Origin of the sequence: Amycolatopsis sp. WAC 01416 (assembly GCF_003947485.1) — a bacterium.
Taxonomy (GTDB): Bacteria; Actinomycetota; Actinomycetes; order Mycobacteriales; family Pseudonocardiaceae; genus Amycolatopsis.
Genome location: NZ_QHHX01000005.1, coordinates 398898 through 414522 on the forward strand (window position 1 = coordinate 398898; position 15625 = coordinate 414522).

Here is a 15625-nt window from a genome sequence, read left to right on the forward strand (position 1 = left end):
TTTCACCGTCCGTGCAGGTCAGGTCACTGTTTCGTCGGTGAAGGTTGGCCGGCTGGTCGTGCCCGGACAGCCTGTAGTTCACGTCAGGGGGCTTCGCTGGGTGGACGATGCGGCCGGTGTCGTGCCTGCCGCCGATCGCCCGCGAGGTGGTGGCAGCCGATGTGGCTCGACGAGTGCCCGTCGTTCTGGGACGAGGGGCGCGTGCGCCCGCTGGTCACCGAGTCCGGCAAGGTCGTGCTGATGTGCGACTCGTGCTCGGCGGTCTGGCCGACGTTCGCCGACTTCAAGGAGATGGAGCACGTCGAGCCCGACGAGCCGGACTGGGCGGTGACGGCCGGGGTGCACGTCCGGCCGGGGACCGTCCGGTGGGCTTCGGCTCTGGACCTCGAGGTCGCCGGGATGAGCGGCCTCAAGTGGCGGCCCTAGCCGGGGTACGGGCGCTCCGCGGGTAGCAGCGCTTCGGCGTGTTCGATGCGGTTCGCCGCGACCAGGGCGCCGATCTCGCGCATGGTCGAGGTGACGTCGGTGACCGCCGTGATCCAGTTGTCGACATAGCGATCGACGGCCTCGCCGCTCAGCCCCATCTGGAGCGAGCGGTGCTTCAGTGCGCCGAGCCGGATGCCGCGCTCCGGATCCCACTGGATGCGGACCGGGCTGGTCTTGACCTCGTCCTGCCACGTCTTCCGATCGGGGTGGACGTCGGGGTCGTAGTGGCTTAGCGCCGCGTGTTCGAGCGCCCACGCGAAACCCTCGCGAGTGATGTCGAGGGCGAGTACGCGTTCTTGGCCGGGCTTCGCGGCCCAGCCGCAGCGATACGCCATCCAGAGGAAGGACGGCTTGATCCAGGTCATGCGTTCGCGTTTGAACGGCGGCACGAACGTGCCCGCCTTCACTGCGGCGTCGGCGATGGCAGGCGAGTACGCCTGATAGACGCGGACCGTGGTTTCGGTGTGCACGGCGCGGATCTGCCGCGCCGGGATCTCTTCGTTCATTTGTCGTGAGGGTGCCAGGTGCGGGGGTTCACGCGCGACCGAAATTCCCTTGTCCGTGGAGTCATGCTGGCTTCATGGCATTGCTGCGCAGGGGGTCGCGACGGATCGTGGTCGACGACATCGCTTACCGGTGGATCGTCCGGCGGAAGCCCACCTATGCACAGGACGGCGGGTACTTCCTTTCGTACGGGGTGGAATTGGAGGGGGTGCGGGGTGCGGTGCTGGTGGTCCGGACGGATCACGCGCATCCGTTGAACTACATGGGGGTGCCGTCGAAGGCCGTGCTGCCTTCGGACGTCGAACGCGCGATCCAGCTGGCGCTCACGCGGGGGTGGGAGCCGTCGGCTCCAGGGGCGCAGTTCCAGCTGGATCTGTCAGCTGGGTGAGAGGGCTGGCGCGACGTGATCGGAGGGCGACTACCTCGGCCCGGTGCGGTCTGGCGAAAAGTGGGGTTGCGAAAGCCACTTTCGCAACGTTGAAGGTTGCGAAAGTGGCTTTCGCAACGCCTCCGCCGGAGTCGCGTTCCTGGTGAGCGGAGGCGGGCGTCGTGAGTGGTGAAGACGGTTCTGGTGGACCTGTATTCGCCTGCCGCTGAAACCGGCTCGCACCCGGAACAGTGATGAAGGCGAGAGGGGAGTTGGGACGTTCAACGTCCCAAATCCTCCCCTCTCGACCGACTTGATCAAGGCCGGAAAATCGGAGCAAATGCCGGTCCGCGCTGACCATCCTCTACCACTCACGGGGTCCAGTACCGGCGAGTACGCGTGACTGGATGGACGACACGACGCGCGGCCGGGGTTCCGCCACGAGTCGTCCGCCGGATCACGCGTGTCGTCTCTCTAAGCACGTGTGTCGTCCGTTCAGTCACGGGAAACCCGGCAGTACGTACCTGAGACGCAATACCACTCACGAGGCCCGAGTCAGCCCAAGGACCAAAGGCGGGCGTAGTGGCCATCCGCGGCGACCAGTTCCGCGTGGGTGCCCTGTTCGATGATCCGGCCGTGGTCCAGCACCACGATCCGGTCCGCTTTGGCGGCGGTGGCGAGGCGGTGCGCGACCACGAAGGTCGTGCGGCGGCGAGCGAGTTGTTCCGTCGCGCGCAGGACGGCGGCTTCGGTGGACGGGTCGAGGGCCGCGGTCGCCTCGTCGAGCAGGAGGACGTCCGGGTCCACGAGTTCGGCGCGGGCGAGGGCGACGAGTTGCCGCTGCCCGGCCGAAAGCGACCGTCCGCGTTCACCGACGGGCTGGTGGAAACCGGCGGGGAGCGCGGCGACACCGTCGAGCGCGCCGACGGACCGGACCGCTTCCTCGACCTCCGCGTCCGTCGCGGAAGGCCTGCCGTAGCGCACATTGTCCGCGACGGTCCCCGAGAACAGATGCGCTTCCTGTGGTACCACGCCCATCCGCGTGCGCAGGGCGCCCAGGTCGTACTCGCGGATGTCGGTTCCGTCGATCCGGACCACACCGCCTGTCGCATCGTAGAAGCGCGCGACGAGCTTCACCGCTGTCGACTTGCCGGCGCCCGTCGCGCCGACCAAAGCGACGGTCTCCCCGGCGGCGACCTCCAGCGTCAACTGTTTCAGCGCAGGTTCATCCGTTGCGGTGTAAGCGAAATCGACGTCCTTGAAGGAGACCTCGCCCCGTAGCCGCTCCGGGACCGGGACCGGGTTTTCCGCCGCCGGAACGGACGTCGGCGTGCGCAGGAGATCGCCGATGCGAGTCAGGCCGACTCGCGCCTGCTGATAGCCGTCGAAGACCGAGGACAGTTGCTGAATCGGTGAGAAGAACTGGCCGAGGTACAACAGGAACGCCACCAGCACACCGGCCGACAGCGTGCCCGCCGCGACCCGGTTCGCGCCGACGATCAGCACGACGACCTCGGCCAATCCGGAAAGCATTGCCGCGAAAGGGAAGTACGTCGCGACGTAGCGTTGGGCGCGAAGCCTCGAACGACGGTACTCGTCGCTGCGGGACGCGAACTTCTCCGCCGTCCGCTCCTCGCGGGTGTACGCCTGCGCGACCCGTAGCCCGTTCACGTTCTCCTGCATGTCCGCGTTGACGACGCTCACCCGTTCCCGGGCTTCGGTGTACGCCTTGGACGACGCCCGGCGGAAGATCACCGTCGCCACGACGAGGATCGGCAGCACCGCGAGCGCGTACGCCGCCAGCCCGATATCGGTGATCATCAGCGCCGCCGCGATCCCGACCAAGGTCAGCGCGCTCACCACGGCCTGCGCGACACCGGTCTGCAGGAACGTCGAGAGCGCGTCGACGTCGGTCGTCATCCGGGTCATGATCTTCCCGGACAGTTCGTGTTCGTAGAAGTCGAGCCCGAGCCGTTGCAGATGGGCGTAACTGCGGACGCGCAGCGAATACAGCACCGTCTCGCCGACTCGCGCCGTCATCCTGGTCTGGAGGTAGACCACCAGCCAGTCCGTGAGGATCACCAAAGCGCCGATTCCGGCGGCGAGCCAGATCACCGCCTCCGCTCCGGCGCGTACCCCGCTGTCGATGCCGTACTGGTACAGCGCGGGCATCGCGATGGTGGCCATCGCGTCCGCCGCGACCAGCCCGATCACCACGGCGAGCGGGCCGCGCACCGGTTTCAGCAGGCGGCCGAGACGGAACTTCGGTTCGGGCGCGGTGACGTCGGTGCCCGGCAGCCGTGGGACGTCCGTGGCCGGCGGCAGTTTCCGGACGCCTTCGAGGAGTTCCCCGCTCGGTGGCAGGTCGACGTCCCATTCGCCGCCGGTGCCCTTGCGTTCGCCCGCCAGTTCGTCGGACTTGTCCTGCTCCGGCCACAGGGCGGGGGTGATTCCCGAGGGGCCGCAGTCGAGGCCCTCGCAGCGGTGCGGTTCCTCGACGTCGTCACCCGGCCCCGCGACGAGTTCGCGGAACAGCGGGCAGCGCGCCAGCAGTTCCTCCTCGGTGCCGACGTCGACGACGCGGCCCTTGTCCAGCACGGCGATCCGGTCGGCGAGAGCGAGGGTGGAGCGGCGGTGCGCGATCAGCAGGGTCGTGCGGCTCGCGGTGACCGAACGCAGCGTGTCGTGGATCGCCGCCTCGGTGACCGTGTCGATGGCGGACGTCGCGTCGTCGAGGACCAGCACGCGCGGATCGGTCATCAGCGCCCTGGCGAGGCCGAGCCGCTGCCGCTGACCTCCCGAAAGCGTGAGGCCGCGCTCGCCGACGAGCGTGTCGTATCCGTCCGGGAGGCGCTGGATGAACTCGTCCGCCTCCGCCGCCCGCGCGGCCGCGCGGATCTCCTCGTCGCTCGCGTCCGGCCTGCCGTAGGCGATGTTGTCGCGCACCGACGAGGAGAAGAGGAACGCCTCCTCGAAGACCACGCCGATCACACTGCGCAGGTCGTGCTGCCGGACGTCGCGGACATCGAGGTCGCCGACCTGGACCGAACCGCTGTGCACGTCGTAGAACCGGGGCAGCAGCAAGGAGATCGTCGATTTGCCCGAACCGGCGGTGCCGACGAGCGCGAGTGTTTCGCCCGGCCGGGCCTCCAGGGTGAGACCGTCGAGCACGGGATCCGACCGCGTGTAGCCGAAGGAGACGTCCTCCAGGCGGACACCGAGCGGGCCTTCGGGCAGTGGCCGCGCGTCCGGGCTGTCCACGACGTCCGGCTGCGCGTCGATCAGTTCGTTGACCCGTTCCGCCCCGGCCCTGGTCAGCTGGGCCTGCACGACGAGACTCGAGATCATCCGTGCCGGGCCGATCAGGATGGACAGATAGGTGGCGAACGCCAGGAAGGTGCCGAGGCTGACCTCGCCTTTCAGGGCGAGGACGCCGCCGACGGCCAGCACCGCGACCTGACCGGCCGCGGGCAGCGCCGCCGTCGTGGCCGTCGGCAAGGACGAGAGCCGCGCCGAGCGCATGCGTTCGGCGAAGAGCTTCTTCGCCGTCTTCTCAAGCTTCGCGACTTCGCGCGTTTCCTGACCGAAGCCCTTCACAACGCGTACGCCCGTGACGGTTTCCTCGACCTGCTGCGCGACGTCGGCCGCGCGCTGCTGGGCCGCCCAGGTCGCGGGGAAGAGCCGTTTCCGGCTCACCGCCATGATGATCGCGATCGCGGGCGCGACCACCATCGCGATCAGGGTCAGCGTCGGCGACATCCACAGCATCGCGCCGAGCGACAGGAGCGCGAAGATCACCGATCCCGCCGAAAGCGGCACCTGCATCAGGACCGACGTGACCAGCTGCAGATCCGAGATCGCGCGGGAGGCGACCTGGCCGGTGCGCAGCGCGTCCTGCTTGCCGCCGTCGAGCCGGGAGACCGCGTTGAACACCTGGCGGCGCAGATCGTGCTGGACGTCGAGGGCCAGCCGCCCGCCGACGTACCGGCGGGCGAAGGCGTTGCCGAAGGTCAGCACCTGCAGTACCGCCATCACGGCGGCGAGCAGGCCGAGACGGGAGGTGTCGCCCGCGACGGCGTCGTCGAGAGCCTCGCGGATCAGCAGCGGACCGGCGGCCTGCAACCCGACGCCGATGATGGCCGCACCCAGCGAAAGCACGACGAGCCAAGGATGTTTCCAGCACGAAGCGGCCAGGCGGCGGATCCAGCCTCCGGTGGGTGCCGGGGCCGTCTCACGTGCCGGGCTCGCTTGACGCGGACGAGGTGGAGCAGTAGTCACCCCGCAAGCCTATGCGGCCCCACCGACAGGACCGGCCGGTTCGCGCAGGGCCGAACGCCATGAAAGGCCCCTTCATTGCAAAATTTGCAATGAAGGGGCCTTTCATGGCGCTTGTGGACAGTGACTTACGTGATGTCCTTCTTCTGGTTCACGGCCCAGCCGGCGAGGAAGAACGCCATCGTCCAGCCGAAGAAGATGAGCGCCGAAGCCCACCACGAGAACGCGCCGGGAGCGCCCGCCGCGTACTGCAGTGCCCACGCCGTCTCGTCCTGCAGGCCGGGGACCTTCACGCCGGCGGCGCCGAACGCCTCCGCGCCGATGGCGCCCACGATGCCGTTGACCGTGCCGTTCGGCAGGACGCCGCCCAGCCAGGTGATGTCGGCGGCGCCGAACATGACGAACACGAGGACGTTCTCGACCACGAGCATCCAGATGGTCAGCGTGATGATGCTGCCGACGACGCTGCGCCAGACCGCGCCGACCCCGATGCCGAACAGCGTCGCCAGGATCGTCGCGAGGACACCCGCCCCGAGCACGCCGAGCCACTGGCCCGCCGTCGGCAGGCGTGCGCTGTCGACCGTGATCACGGTGCCGAGGCTCGCCGCACCCACGATGATCACGCCGTAGATCGCGCCCCAGGCGATGTAGGTGATCATCTTCGCGCTCAACGCCGAAACCCGGTTCGGTGCGGTGAGGAACGTCGTGGTGATCGTCTTCTTCGTGTACTCGCCGGCGAGGGCGAAGACACCGAAGATGATCGGGATCATCGTGCCGATGTTGATGCCGTGCCCGAGCGCGAGCAGGCCGACGGGCAGTTCGCCGGTCGAGATGCCGAGCGCCTCGGTCAGCTCACGGGTGTCGGAACGGCCGAGGAAGTCACTGAAATCGTTGGTGATCATGCCCCAGAACAGGGCGAACGCGAAAGCGAAGACCACCGCGGGGATCATCAGCGCCCACCACGCCTTGAGCGTGAGCGTCTTGCGGAACTCCGCCTTGATCAGGTTGCCCATCAGCCCTGGCCTCCCCAGCCCTCGTTCTGGCCCTGCTGCTGCGCCTGCTGCTGAGGCGGCGCCTGCTGGTACTGCTGCTGTTGCGGCGGCTGACCCTGCTGCTGGAACTGCTGCGGCGGCGCGAAACCGGGCGGCGGCGTGTTCTGCGGCGCGTAGCCGGGAGGAGGCCCCTGATATCCGGGCGGCGGGCCCTGGTAACCCGGAGGCGGACCCTGGTAGCCAGGGGGCGGGCCCTGCTGGAAACCGGGCGGCGGCGCGGCGTACTGGCCCTGCGTCAGCTGGAAGAACATCCGCTCCAGATCCGCGGTCTCCTCCTGCATGCCGTAGACCGCGATACTCGCTTTGGCGGAGATGTCGCCGATCTGCTGCACCGTCGCACCCGACACCGCGACACGGCCGTCCGGCATCGGCGAGACCTGCGTAATGCCCGCCTCCTGCAACGCGGCGACGAGGCCGCTCGCGTCGGCCGACTGCACCAGCACCCGGGACTGGTTGCTCTTGCGCAACTGGTCCAGCGAGCCGTTGTACCTGGTCATGCCCTGGCTGATGATCACGACCTGGTCGATCGTCTGCTCCACCTCGTTCAGAAGGTGGCTCGAGACCAGCACCGTGCGCCCCTCACGCGCATACGCGCGCAGGAAGTTCCGCAGCCACAGGATGCCCTCGGGGTCGAGACCGTTCGTCGGCTCGTCCAGCACCAGCACCTGTGGGTTCCCCAGCAACGCCGTCGCCAGCGCCAGCCGCTGCCGCATACCGAGCGAGAACCCGCCCGCCTTGCGGTCCGCGGCCGACGAAAGGCCGACCAGCCCCAGCACCTCGTCCACCCGCTGATCCGGCATCCCGATCGCCGCCGAGTACACGCGCAGGTGATTACGCGCGGTACGCCCCGGGTGGAAGCCCTCGTTCTCCAGCACCGAACCGACGACCCGCGCCGGATTCCCCAGCTGGTCGTGCGGGCGCCCGTTGATGGTCGCCGTGCCGTTCGTGGGCGTCACCAGCCCGAGCAGCATCCGGAGCGTCGTCGTCTTCCCGGCACCGTTCGGGCCGAGGAAGCCGGTCACCGAGCCGGGCTCCACCGTGAAGCTCAGATTCTGGACCGCGTTGACCGCACCGAACTGCTTGCTCAAATTCTGCACCGCGATGCGGCCACTGCCGTCGTGCATACCGTCCCCTTTTGTTGACGAAGGCCGATCACGCGACATCCTGCCTCACGGGGTGGGTCCGCACTCGCGGAAGGGGTCAATCCAGCGAAAGCGACCTTCGTCACGTTCCGTGCGGTGCCGACTCCGTCCTCCGGCGCAGCCGACACTGGGCCGAATGGTCGCTGACTACCGGATATGTGCCTAGGAGCGCGGAAATTCACCGACAACGGCGGCGCCCCGTGAGGAAATAATTCGGAAGACATGGCAACCCCATGCAGCGCGACGGCGACTTATTACCTACGATGAAGGAGGCGGCCCGCTCCCAGTGACCCCCAGGCTGGTCGAGCGGGCCGCCCTCAGCCCCTTTGCCCCACTTCGGTCGACGCTGGTGCGTCTTCCCGAAGGTGGGGCTTCGTCGTATCACCCGGGGGGCCGAGCCCCCCCCGGGACCCCCACGGTGCGTCCGGCGGCGGTTGGCTGGTGAGTGGCCTGCGGTGCGGAGCGCCGTGGCCGTGGGGAAAGGTCCGGGAAAGGTGGGGGTCGCATCCTGTCGTCATTCAGGTGACGAGGGGAGAGCGACCGGTGGACACCGATCCGGTACGGAAGATCAGAGAGTTCGGGGAGTTCCTCGCGAGGAACAAGGCCGCCTTCGGGCAGGCTGAGCGGGAACTGGCGGGGCGGCACTACACGGCTTCGGCGCGTGGGGGACTCGTGCGTGCGGAGGTGGACCATCGGGCGCGGCTCGTCGGAATCCACATCGACCGGGCCGCCGTGGCCCGCAGCCGCGGCGGCGAACTCGGCGCGTACATCGTCGAGGCGGTCGGGCAGGCGCGTGGCGAGGCCCGCGCCGAATACCGGCTGCTGTTCCAGGCGAGCGTCCGATGAACGGCTTGCTGCGGCTTCACGACCTCGACGACGACGAAGACGACAGGCGGCCCGCTTCCCGTCGAGAAGAACACTTCGCCGGTGCGGACATCGACGCCGGTCTCGGCAGGGTCCATGTCGACGAGGCCGGTGACCTGGTCGCCGTCGAACTCGACGAGCGGGCACTGCGCGCGATGAACCCGGCCGCGCTCGGCGGCCACCTCCTCGCGGCGATCGAGCGGGCCGAGCAGGCCGCCAGGACCCGGCGAATCGAACGGAGGAAGCACTGATGGCGGAGGGGACCGGCTACGAGGTCGTCCCGGAGTCGCTCGCGGACATGGCGACGGAGTTCCGGGCCGCGGCCGATTCGTGGACCACGCTCAAGGACACGGTCGGCGGACTGACGATGCAACCGGGTGACCTCGGTCTGCTCGCCACCAACGTGGGATACGTCGAGGCGTACAACGCGGCGTGCACGCTCGTCGTCGAGAAACTCGGCGAGGCGGTCAAGAGCTTCGACGACACCGAGGCCGCACTCGTCACCGTCGCCAACACCTACGCCGCACAAGACGCCGAATACTACGAGCAGTTCGGCTACCTGGGGAGTGACGATGACTGAACCGGCGCCGTACCCGGAAGGCGACGCGGCGACCGTGCTGGACGCCGCGGAGTTCTTGGACGTCTTCGTCATTCCCGCAGGCTCGGTCTCCGCCGGGGTGAAGATGATTCTCGACGAAATCCGCAAGATCCTCGGCGACCCCGCGATCCCCGCGGCGCGCGCCACTCAATGGGCTGAAGCGCAGCCGATATCGAGCACGGTGGCGGGCCAACTGAACTCGAAACTGGGTTCGCTGGACTCGTACTGGCAGGGAGGCGCGTTCGACGCGTTCAAGACCCACACCGATCGGATCGTTCAGCAGTGCGACCTGACGGCCGGGAAACTGGGGGAAGTGGCCGAGCTGCTCTCCGATGCGATCACTCTCGTGTACCAGACCTGGGGGATGGCCATCGGGTTCATCACGAAGGCGGCCGCCGGCTGCGCCACCCTTCTCGATCCGAGCGAGGTGGTCTCCGCGATCAACGCGCTGGCCACCAGCTACGCCGATCTCATCGAAAGCGCCCTCGAGAGGATGGGCGAGTTCGCGGCCAACGTGAAGGCCATCGAGATCTCCGCGCTCAGCTTCCCCTCGCCGGGAACGTTGCCGGAGGAAGTGAGCGACCCCAAGAAATGGGTTATCGAACCGGCGCCCGAACACCCGCCGGAGGAAAAGAAGTTGCCGGGTAAAGCCGGGATGGGTGAGTCGCAAGGCGGGGTCGTCTCGCCACCGGATACGGCCGAGGACGAACCGGAAGCGGCCGAGGACGAACCGGCGGACGAGCCCGCCGGGCTCGAAGAAACCCCGGTCTGAACCGACCGCCTCGGCGCGCGTGACTCTCACACGCCGAGGCGGGCCCGGATCTTCTCGGCGATCGGGTCACCGGTGGCCGTGCACAGCCCGAGTGCCTCGTGGAGATGGTCCCGCGCCTCGGTATCGCGTCCGTCCGCCGCAGACAGGTCGGCGAGCTGGACGAGCAGCCGGGCCGAGCCCCACCGGTCGTCCAGTTCGCGGGTGATCGCGAGTGCGTCCCGGTACTCCTCGCTCGCCTGCTCTCCCAGCCCCATGTCCCGGTACAGGTCACCCAGCGTGCGCAGGGTGAACCGCAGCGACGTGCGATCGCCGCTGCTCCGCTGCAGTTCGACGGCGTCCCGCAGATGACGCAGGGAGTCGTCGAACTGGCCCTGCTGACGGCGCAGATCGCCGAGGTTGTTCAGCGCGATGCCCTCGCCGTGGACGTCGCCGTCCGCCCGGAACATCTCGAGCGCGGCCGTGTAACTCCTCGCCGCCTCGGTGAAGCGGCCCATACTGTCCTGCGTCACGCCGAGGTTGTTCAACGTCCACGCCTGCCCGTGCTGGTTGCCGAGCTCGCGGAACACCTCCGCCGTGGTGCGGAAGTACTCGATCGCCTTCTCGAAACCGCCGACGTCGTCGTGGGCGATCCCGAGCCCGAGCAGCAGATAGGCCTCGTCGACGCGCCTGCCGGACCGTCGGGCGGCGGTCACCGCGATCTCGTGGGTGGCCAGCCAGTCGTCCCAGTGTTTGGTCAGGTAGAACAACCGCATCAGCGCGGCGGCCAGCAGGCAGGCGACGTCCTCGGCGCCCTGTTCCGCCGCGGTCCGCACCACGGTCACCAGGTTCGCGCGCTCGGCGGCGAACCAGGTGAGCGCGTCTTCGCGGGTGTGGAACGGTGTTTCGGTCCTCGTCTCCTCCACGCCGTCCAAATCGATCACGCGGGCCTTCGGGTCGACGAGTGCTCGTGCCGCGATCACCGTGCGCAGGAACCACACGAACAGGCGCCGCGTCGCCGCCTCGCGGCAAGCGGGCTCGACCTGGTCCGCGAGTTCCCGTGCGTAGGCGCGGAGCAGGTCGTGTGTCCGGTACCGCCCGGCGAAGCCCTCCTCGACAAGGTGCGATCGGGTGAGCGCGTCGAGGGCACGCCGGGTGACACGCAGGTCTTCGCCGGAGAGCGCGGCGAACGCGGGAGCCGTGAGGTCGTGCCCGGGATGGAGGCCCCACAGGACGAAGAGCCGCGCGGACGACGGCGGCAGGTGATGGAAGGAGCGGGAGAACACCGAGCGGATCGCGGTATGGGCGTCGCCGTCGGCGTCCATCAGGTCGAGGCGCCGATGCTCGTCCGCCAGTTCGGCGGCGAGGTCGGCGACGCTGATGTTGTCGCGGGCCCGGAAGATCTCCGCGGCGACCCGCAGGGCGAGCGGCAGCCGGACGCACTGCCGCACCACCCGGTCGATCGCGTCCGCGGCGTCGTCCGTCCGGTCGCCCGCGAGGCCACGGAACAACTCCCGCGCGTCGGAAGACGGCAGCCGTCGCAGGACGATCCGGGTCGCGCCGTCGCGGGCCACCAGCCCGGCGAGTGAATCCCGGCTCGTCACGACGACGTGGCAGGAAGAACTCATCGGCAGCAGGGGCCGGACCTGCTCACAGGTCCGCGCGTTGTCGAGTACGACGAGCAGGCGGCGGCGGGCGGCCAGCGTCCGGAACCGGGCCGCCCGCGCCGGGAGGTCGCGGGGGATCGCCGGGCCTTCGACACCCAGTGCCTGGAGGAACCCTTCGAGCACGTTCGCGGCCGAGGGTGGTTGCTCCGGCCCGTAACCCCGGAGATCGACGTACAGCTGGCCGTCGGGGAACCGGGAGCGGACCCGGTTGCCCCAGCGGACCACCGTCGCGGTCTTGCCGACGCCTGCCGTGCCGACCACGACGCACACTGGCGCCGAGTCCCGGCCGGACAGCGCGAACTGATCGTCCAATTCGGACAGTTCCGCCGTTCTGCCGACGAAGTTCCGTACGGTGCGGGGCAATTCCGACGGTACGACCGCCGGTGCCGGCACGCCCGTCGGTTCGATCGGTTGCCCGTCGAGGATCCGCCGTTCGGCCTCGCGAAGCTCCGGGCCCGGCTCGATCCCGAGTTCTTCGACGAACAGCCGTCGTGCCGCGCGGTAGACGGCCAAGGCCGCGGTGCGCCGCCCTGCCCGGTACAGCGAGATCATCAGCAATTCGTGCAGGCGTTCCCGGAACGGGTGACGGCGTACCAGTTCGGTCAGCTCGTCCACCAGGGACGCGTGCTTGCCTTCGGCGAGCTCGGCCTGGCACAGCGTCTCGATCGCGGCCAGCCGTCGCTCGGTGAGCCGCCGTGCCTGATCGGCCAGCTCCGGCGAGTCGAGGCCGTCGTACGGCTCACCGCGCCACAGGCCGAGCGCTTCACGTGACAATTCGGCGCACCGCCGCGGATCGTTCGCGGCGGCTTCGTCCACCAGCGACTCGAACCGCTCGGCGTCGAGCTCCCCAGGCAGCACACGCAGGCGATATCCGCCCACTCCGCTCGTCAGCCGATCCGGCTCGCCGAGCAGCCGCCTCAGCTTGTGGACGTGCAGGTACAGCTTCGACGCGGAGTCGTCGGTTTCCCCCGGCCACAACACGTCGACGAGAGCACTCGCCGGGACGTCGCGGTTGGCGTTCGCGAGCAGCGTCCCCAGCAGGATCCTCTGCATACGTCCGGTGACCGTGACGGTACGGACGCGGATCGGCCCCAGAACCTCGAATTCCATCGAGTACCTCCCCGCGGGACAGTGTGCCGCGACGCGGGGATCCGGAGGCCGGAAAGGCGCAAAAAGGAGCGAGGGACCTTTGCGCACCGGGGTGGCAAAGGTCCCCCGCGTGGGAGAGTGGCTCGAGGGTCAGGCCAGGACGTCGGCCAGCTCCGTGGCGGGCAGGCCGTGCGCGGCGGCGACGGGGGCGTTCGTGAGGGCGCCCGCGTGCGTGTTGAGGCCCTTCGCCAGCGAAGCGTCGGCCTGCAGCGCCTTGTGCCAGCCGTGCTCCGCCAGCTGGACGGCGTACGGCAGCGTCACGTTGGTCAGCCCGTAGGTCGACGTCCGGGGCACCGCGCCCGGCATGTTCGCGACGCAGTAGAACACCGACTCGTGGACCGTGTAGGTCGGTTCGTCGTGTGTGGTCGGCCGCGAGTCGGCGAAGCAGCCGCCCTGGTCGATCGCGATGTCCACCAGCACACTGCCCGGGCGCATCCGCGAGACGAGTTCGTTCGAGACCAGCTTCGGCGCCTTCGCGCCGGGCACGAGCACCGCGCCGATGACCATGTCGGCCTCCAGCACGGACTGCTCGACCGACAGCGCGTTGGAGGTCACCGTGCGGATGCGGCCGCCGAAGTCGTTGTCGATCTGGCGGAGGCGGTCGACGTTGGTGTCGAGGATCTCGACGTCGGAGCCGAGGCCGAGCGCGACCCGCGCCGCGTTGAGGCCGGCGACACCGCCGCCGATCACGACCACGCGCGCCGGGTGGACGCCGGGGATGCCGCCGGGCAGCACGCCGCGGCCACCGCTCGGCTTCATCAGGGAGTACGCGCCCACCTGCGGCGCCAGTCGTCCGGCGACCTCGGACATCGGCGCGAGCAGCGGCAGCGCGCGGTTCGGGGTCTGCACCGTCTCGTACGCGATCGCGGTCGTGCCCGCGGCCAGCAGCGCGTCGGTCAGCGGACGGTCCGCGGCGATGTGCAGGTAGGTGAACAGCACCTGGTCGGCGCGCAGCCGCGGGTACTCCTCGGCGATCGGCTCCTTGACCTTGAGCACGAGTTCGCCCTCGGACCAGGTCTCCTCCGCCGTCGCGAGGATCTTCGCGCCCGCGGCGACGTACTCCTCGTCGGTGATGGAGGAGCCGAGGCCGGCGCCTGCCTCCACGAAGACGTCGTGGCCGCGCCCGGTCAGTTCGTGCACGCCCGCCGGGGTGAGCGCCACCCGGTATTCGTGCTTCTTGATCTCACGGGGGACGGCGATACGCACGGGATGCCTCCTGGCGGCGGGTCTGCGAACAAAGGTGCTGCCACTCACGGTGAGCCACCCGGACGGCGGTGTCATCGTGTGCGCGCGACAAGGTTGGACACCGATCATGGTTTTCCGGGCACAATCGCTTGACCTCCAGTGAACTGGAGCTTGCACCTTGGGCCCATGAGAGCCGTGTGGTTGAAAGAGTTCGGCGGGCCCGAAGTGCTCGTCGCGGGCGAGGCCCCGGATCCGGTACCCGCAGCGGGCCAGGTCCTGATCGAGGTGGCGTTCGCCAACATCACCTTCGTCGAGACGCAGTTCCGCGCCGGCGGGAGCGGGCCGTTCCGCGGCGAGCTGCCGATGATCCCGGGCAACGGCGTCGGCGGCGTGATCAGCGCGGTCGGGGACGGGGCCGACCTCGGCCTGGTCGGCAAGCGCGTCGTCACCTCGACCGGCGGTTCCGGGGCGTACGCGGAACGGGTCGCGGTCGCCGCCGAATCCGTCTTCGAGGTGCCGGACGGCCTGGCGCTCGACGCCGCGGTCGCGATCCTCGCCGACGGTCGCACGGCGACCGCGCTGGTGACCGCCGCGGGTATCCGGCCCGGGGAGCGGGTGCTGGTGGAGGCCGCGGCGGGCGGGGTCGGCGGGCTGGTCGTGCAGCTCGCCAAGGCCGCTGGCGCCGAGGTCGTCGGTGCGGCGGGTGGTCCGGAGAAGGCCGGGCACGTCCGGGAACGCGGCGCCGATCTGGCGGTCGACTACCGCGAGCCGGAGTGGGCGGCGAAGGCGGGCGAGGTCGACGTCGTGTTCGACGGGGTCGGCGGCGACATCGGGGCAACGTCGTTCGGGTTGCTCAGGCCAGGTGGTCGGATGCTGATCTACGGCCTTTCGAGTGGTTCGTGGACGGAGGTGTCCGAAGAGGACGCCGCCGCGCGCGGAGTCACGGTGATCCAGGGTCTCGGCGGTCCGGCCGAGATGCGGGCGTTCACCGAGTCCGCCCTCGCCGAAGCCGCCGCCGGACGGCTGGAACCCGTGATCGGTCAACGGTTCCCGCTCGAACGGGCGGCGGACGCGCACGCGGTCATGCAGTCGCGTGGCGCGATCGGCAAGACGTTGCTCGAGGTCTGATGTTCGACGTCGACGAATTCCTCGCCGGTCCGCTCACGGCCAGGGTCGCCGCTGCCGGGCCGACCGTGCGCCCGGCCTGGTACCTCTGGGAGAAGCGGGCTTTCTGGATCCTCACCGGATCGTGGGCGCGGCTGGCCGGCCTCGTCCGCGATTCGCCGTCGATCGCGGTGACCGTCGATGTGTGTGACGTCGGCACGGGTGTGGTGCGGCAAGTGCTCGCGCGCGGCGAAGCGGAGATCCTCCCCTTCGACGTCCCCCGTGGACAGCGGCTGCTGAGCCGGTATCTCGGGCCCGACGAGCACAAATGGGATGCGCGTTTTCGTTCGTACCTGCACGATGATCCCGAGGTGAAAGGGACCGTCTGGATCCGGATGGTGCCGAAGCGATTCGTCGCCGAAGACCTCGGTTATCGGGTGTGAAGCACGGCCGCGTTCGCTGGGGGTGGGCGCGGCCGTGCAAC

14 protein-coding genes are annotated in these 15625 nt (G+C 69.3%); 8 read left to right on the top strand and 6 right to left on the bottom strand.

The window, feature by feature from the left end; genetic code table 11:
• Positions 1–159 precede the first annotated feature (159 nt).
• The gene (locus DL990_RS19105; RefSeq protein ID WP_125799448.1) at positions 160–426 is read left to right on the top strand and encodes a hypothetical protein; all 267 of its coding nucleotides are present in this window, start codon (positions 160–162) and stop codon (positions 424–426) included.
• Here DL990_RS19105 and DL990_RS19110 read toward each other — a convergent pair.
• Positions 423–992: a DUF4291 domain-containing protein gene (locus DL990_RS19110; protein WP_125788412.1), complete on the bottom strand. Its 570-nt coding sequence runs from the start codon at positions 990–992 to the stop codon at positions 423–425. The genes DL990_RS19105 and DL990_RS19110 overlap by 4 nt on opposite strands.
• 74 nt (positions 993–1066) lie before the next feature.
• On the opposite strand from DL990_RS19110, the gene DL990_RS19115 reads away from it, so the two are divergent.
• Complete coding sequence (locus DL990_RS19115; RefSeq protein WP_125799449.1) at positions 1067–1378, top strand: hypothetical protein; 312 nt, start codon at positions 1067–1069, stop codon at positions 1376–1378.
• Positions 1379–1912: 534 nt separating this feature from the next.
• Here DL990_RS19115 and DL990_RS19120 read toward each other — a convergent pair.
• The 3 genes from DL990_RS19120 to DL990_RS19130 all read right to left on the bottom strand — a co-directional run bounded on the left by DL990_RS19120 (position 1913) and on the right by DL990_RS19130 (position 7808).
• On the bottom strand, positions 1913–5635 hold the full coding sequence (locus tag DL990_RS19120; RefSeq protein ID WP_125788414.1) for an ABC transporter ATP-binding protein: 3723 nt from the start codon (positions 5633–5635) through the stop codon (positions 1913–1915).
• Positions 5636–5760: 125 nt separating this feature from the next.
• Positions 5761–6645 (bottom strand): ABC transporter permease subunit, encoded by an 885-nt coding sequence (locus tag DL990_RS19125; RefSeq protein WP_125788415.1) that lies wholly within the window; start codon positions 6643–6645, stop codon positions 5761–5763.
• Entirely contained in the window at positions 6645–7808 is a 1164-nt protein-coding gene (locus DL990_RS19130; protein ID WP_125788416.1) for an ABC transporter ATP-binding protein, read from the bottom strand. Before DL990_RS19130 ends, DL990_RS19125 begins: the two co-directional genes overlap by 1 nt.
• A gap of 561 nt (positions 7809–8369) precedes the next feature.
• Here DL990_RS19130 and DL990_RS19135 point away from each other — a divergent pair.
• The 4 genes from DL990_RS19135 to DL990_RS19150 are packed head-to-tail and all read left to right on the top strand — an operon-like array spanning position 8370 to position 10060.
• Positions 8370–8672, top strand: coding sequence for a YbaB/EbfC family nucleoid-associated protein (locus tag DL990_RS19135; protein WP_158632637.1), 303 nt, complete (start codon positions 8370–8372; stop codon positions 8670–8672).
• Positions 8669–8941 (top strand): hypothetical protein, encoded by a 273-nt coding sequence (locus DL990_RS19140; protein ID WP_125788418.1) that lies wholly within the window; start codon positions 8669–8671, stop codon positions 8939–8941. Before DL990_RS19135 ends, DL990_RS19140 begins: the two co-directional genes overlap by 4 nt.
• Complete coding sequence (locus DL990_RS19145) at positions 8941–9270, top strand: hypothetical protein (protein WP_125788419.1); 330 nt, start codon at positions 8941–8943, stop codon at positions 9268–9270. The genes DL990_RS19140 and DL990_RS19145 overlap by 1 nt, the downstream gene beginning before the upstream one ends.
• Positions 9263–10060, top strand: coding sequence for a WXG100 family type VII secretion target (locus tag DL990_RS19150; protein WP_125799451.1), 798 nt, complete (start codon positions 9263–9265; stop codon positions 10058–10060). Before DL990_RS19145 ends, DL990_RS19150 begins: the two co-directional genes overlap by 8 nt.
• 26 nt (positions 10061–10086) lie before the next feature.
• Here the strand turns inward: DL990_RS19150 and DL990_RS19155 are convergent, their stop codons facing one another.
• Complete coding sequence (locus DL990_RS19155; RefSeq protein WP_125799452.1) at positions 10087–12813, bottom strand: BTAD domain-containing putative transcriptional regulator; 2727 nt, start codon at positions 12811–12813, stop codon at positions 10087–10089.
• A gap of 129 nt (positions 12814–12942) precedes the next feature.
• Positions 12943–14058 carry an alanine dehydrogenase gene (gene ald, locus DL990_RS19160; protein ID WP_125788422.1) on the bottom strand — a complete coding sequence of 372 codons (1116 nt, stop codon included), beginning with the start codon at positions 14056–14058 and terminating at the stop codon, positions 12943–12945.
• Positions 14059–14223: 165 nt separating this feature from the next.
• On the opposite strand from ald, the gene DL990_RS19165 reads away from it, so the two are divergent.
• Positions 14224–15165, top strand: coding sequence for a zinc-binding dehydrogenase (locus DL990_RS19165; RefSeq protein ID WP_125788423.1), 942 nt, complete (start codon positions 14224–14226; stop codon positions 15163–15165).
• The gene (locus DL990_RS19170) at positions 15165–15584 is read left to right on the top strand and encodes a pyridoxamine 5'-phosphate oxidase family protein (protein ID WP_125799453.1); all 420 of its coding nucleotides are present in this window, start codon (positions 15165–15167) and stop codon (positions 15582–15584) included. Before DL990_RS19165 ends, DL990_RS19170 begins: the two co-directional genes overlap by 1 nt.
• Positions 15585–15625: the final 41 nt, after the last annotated feature.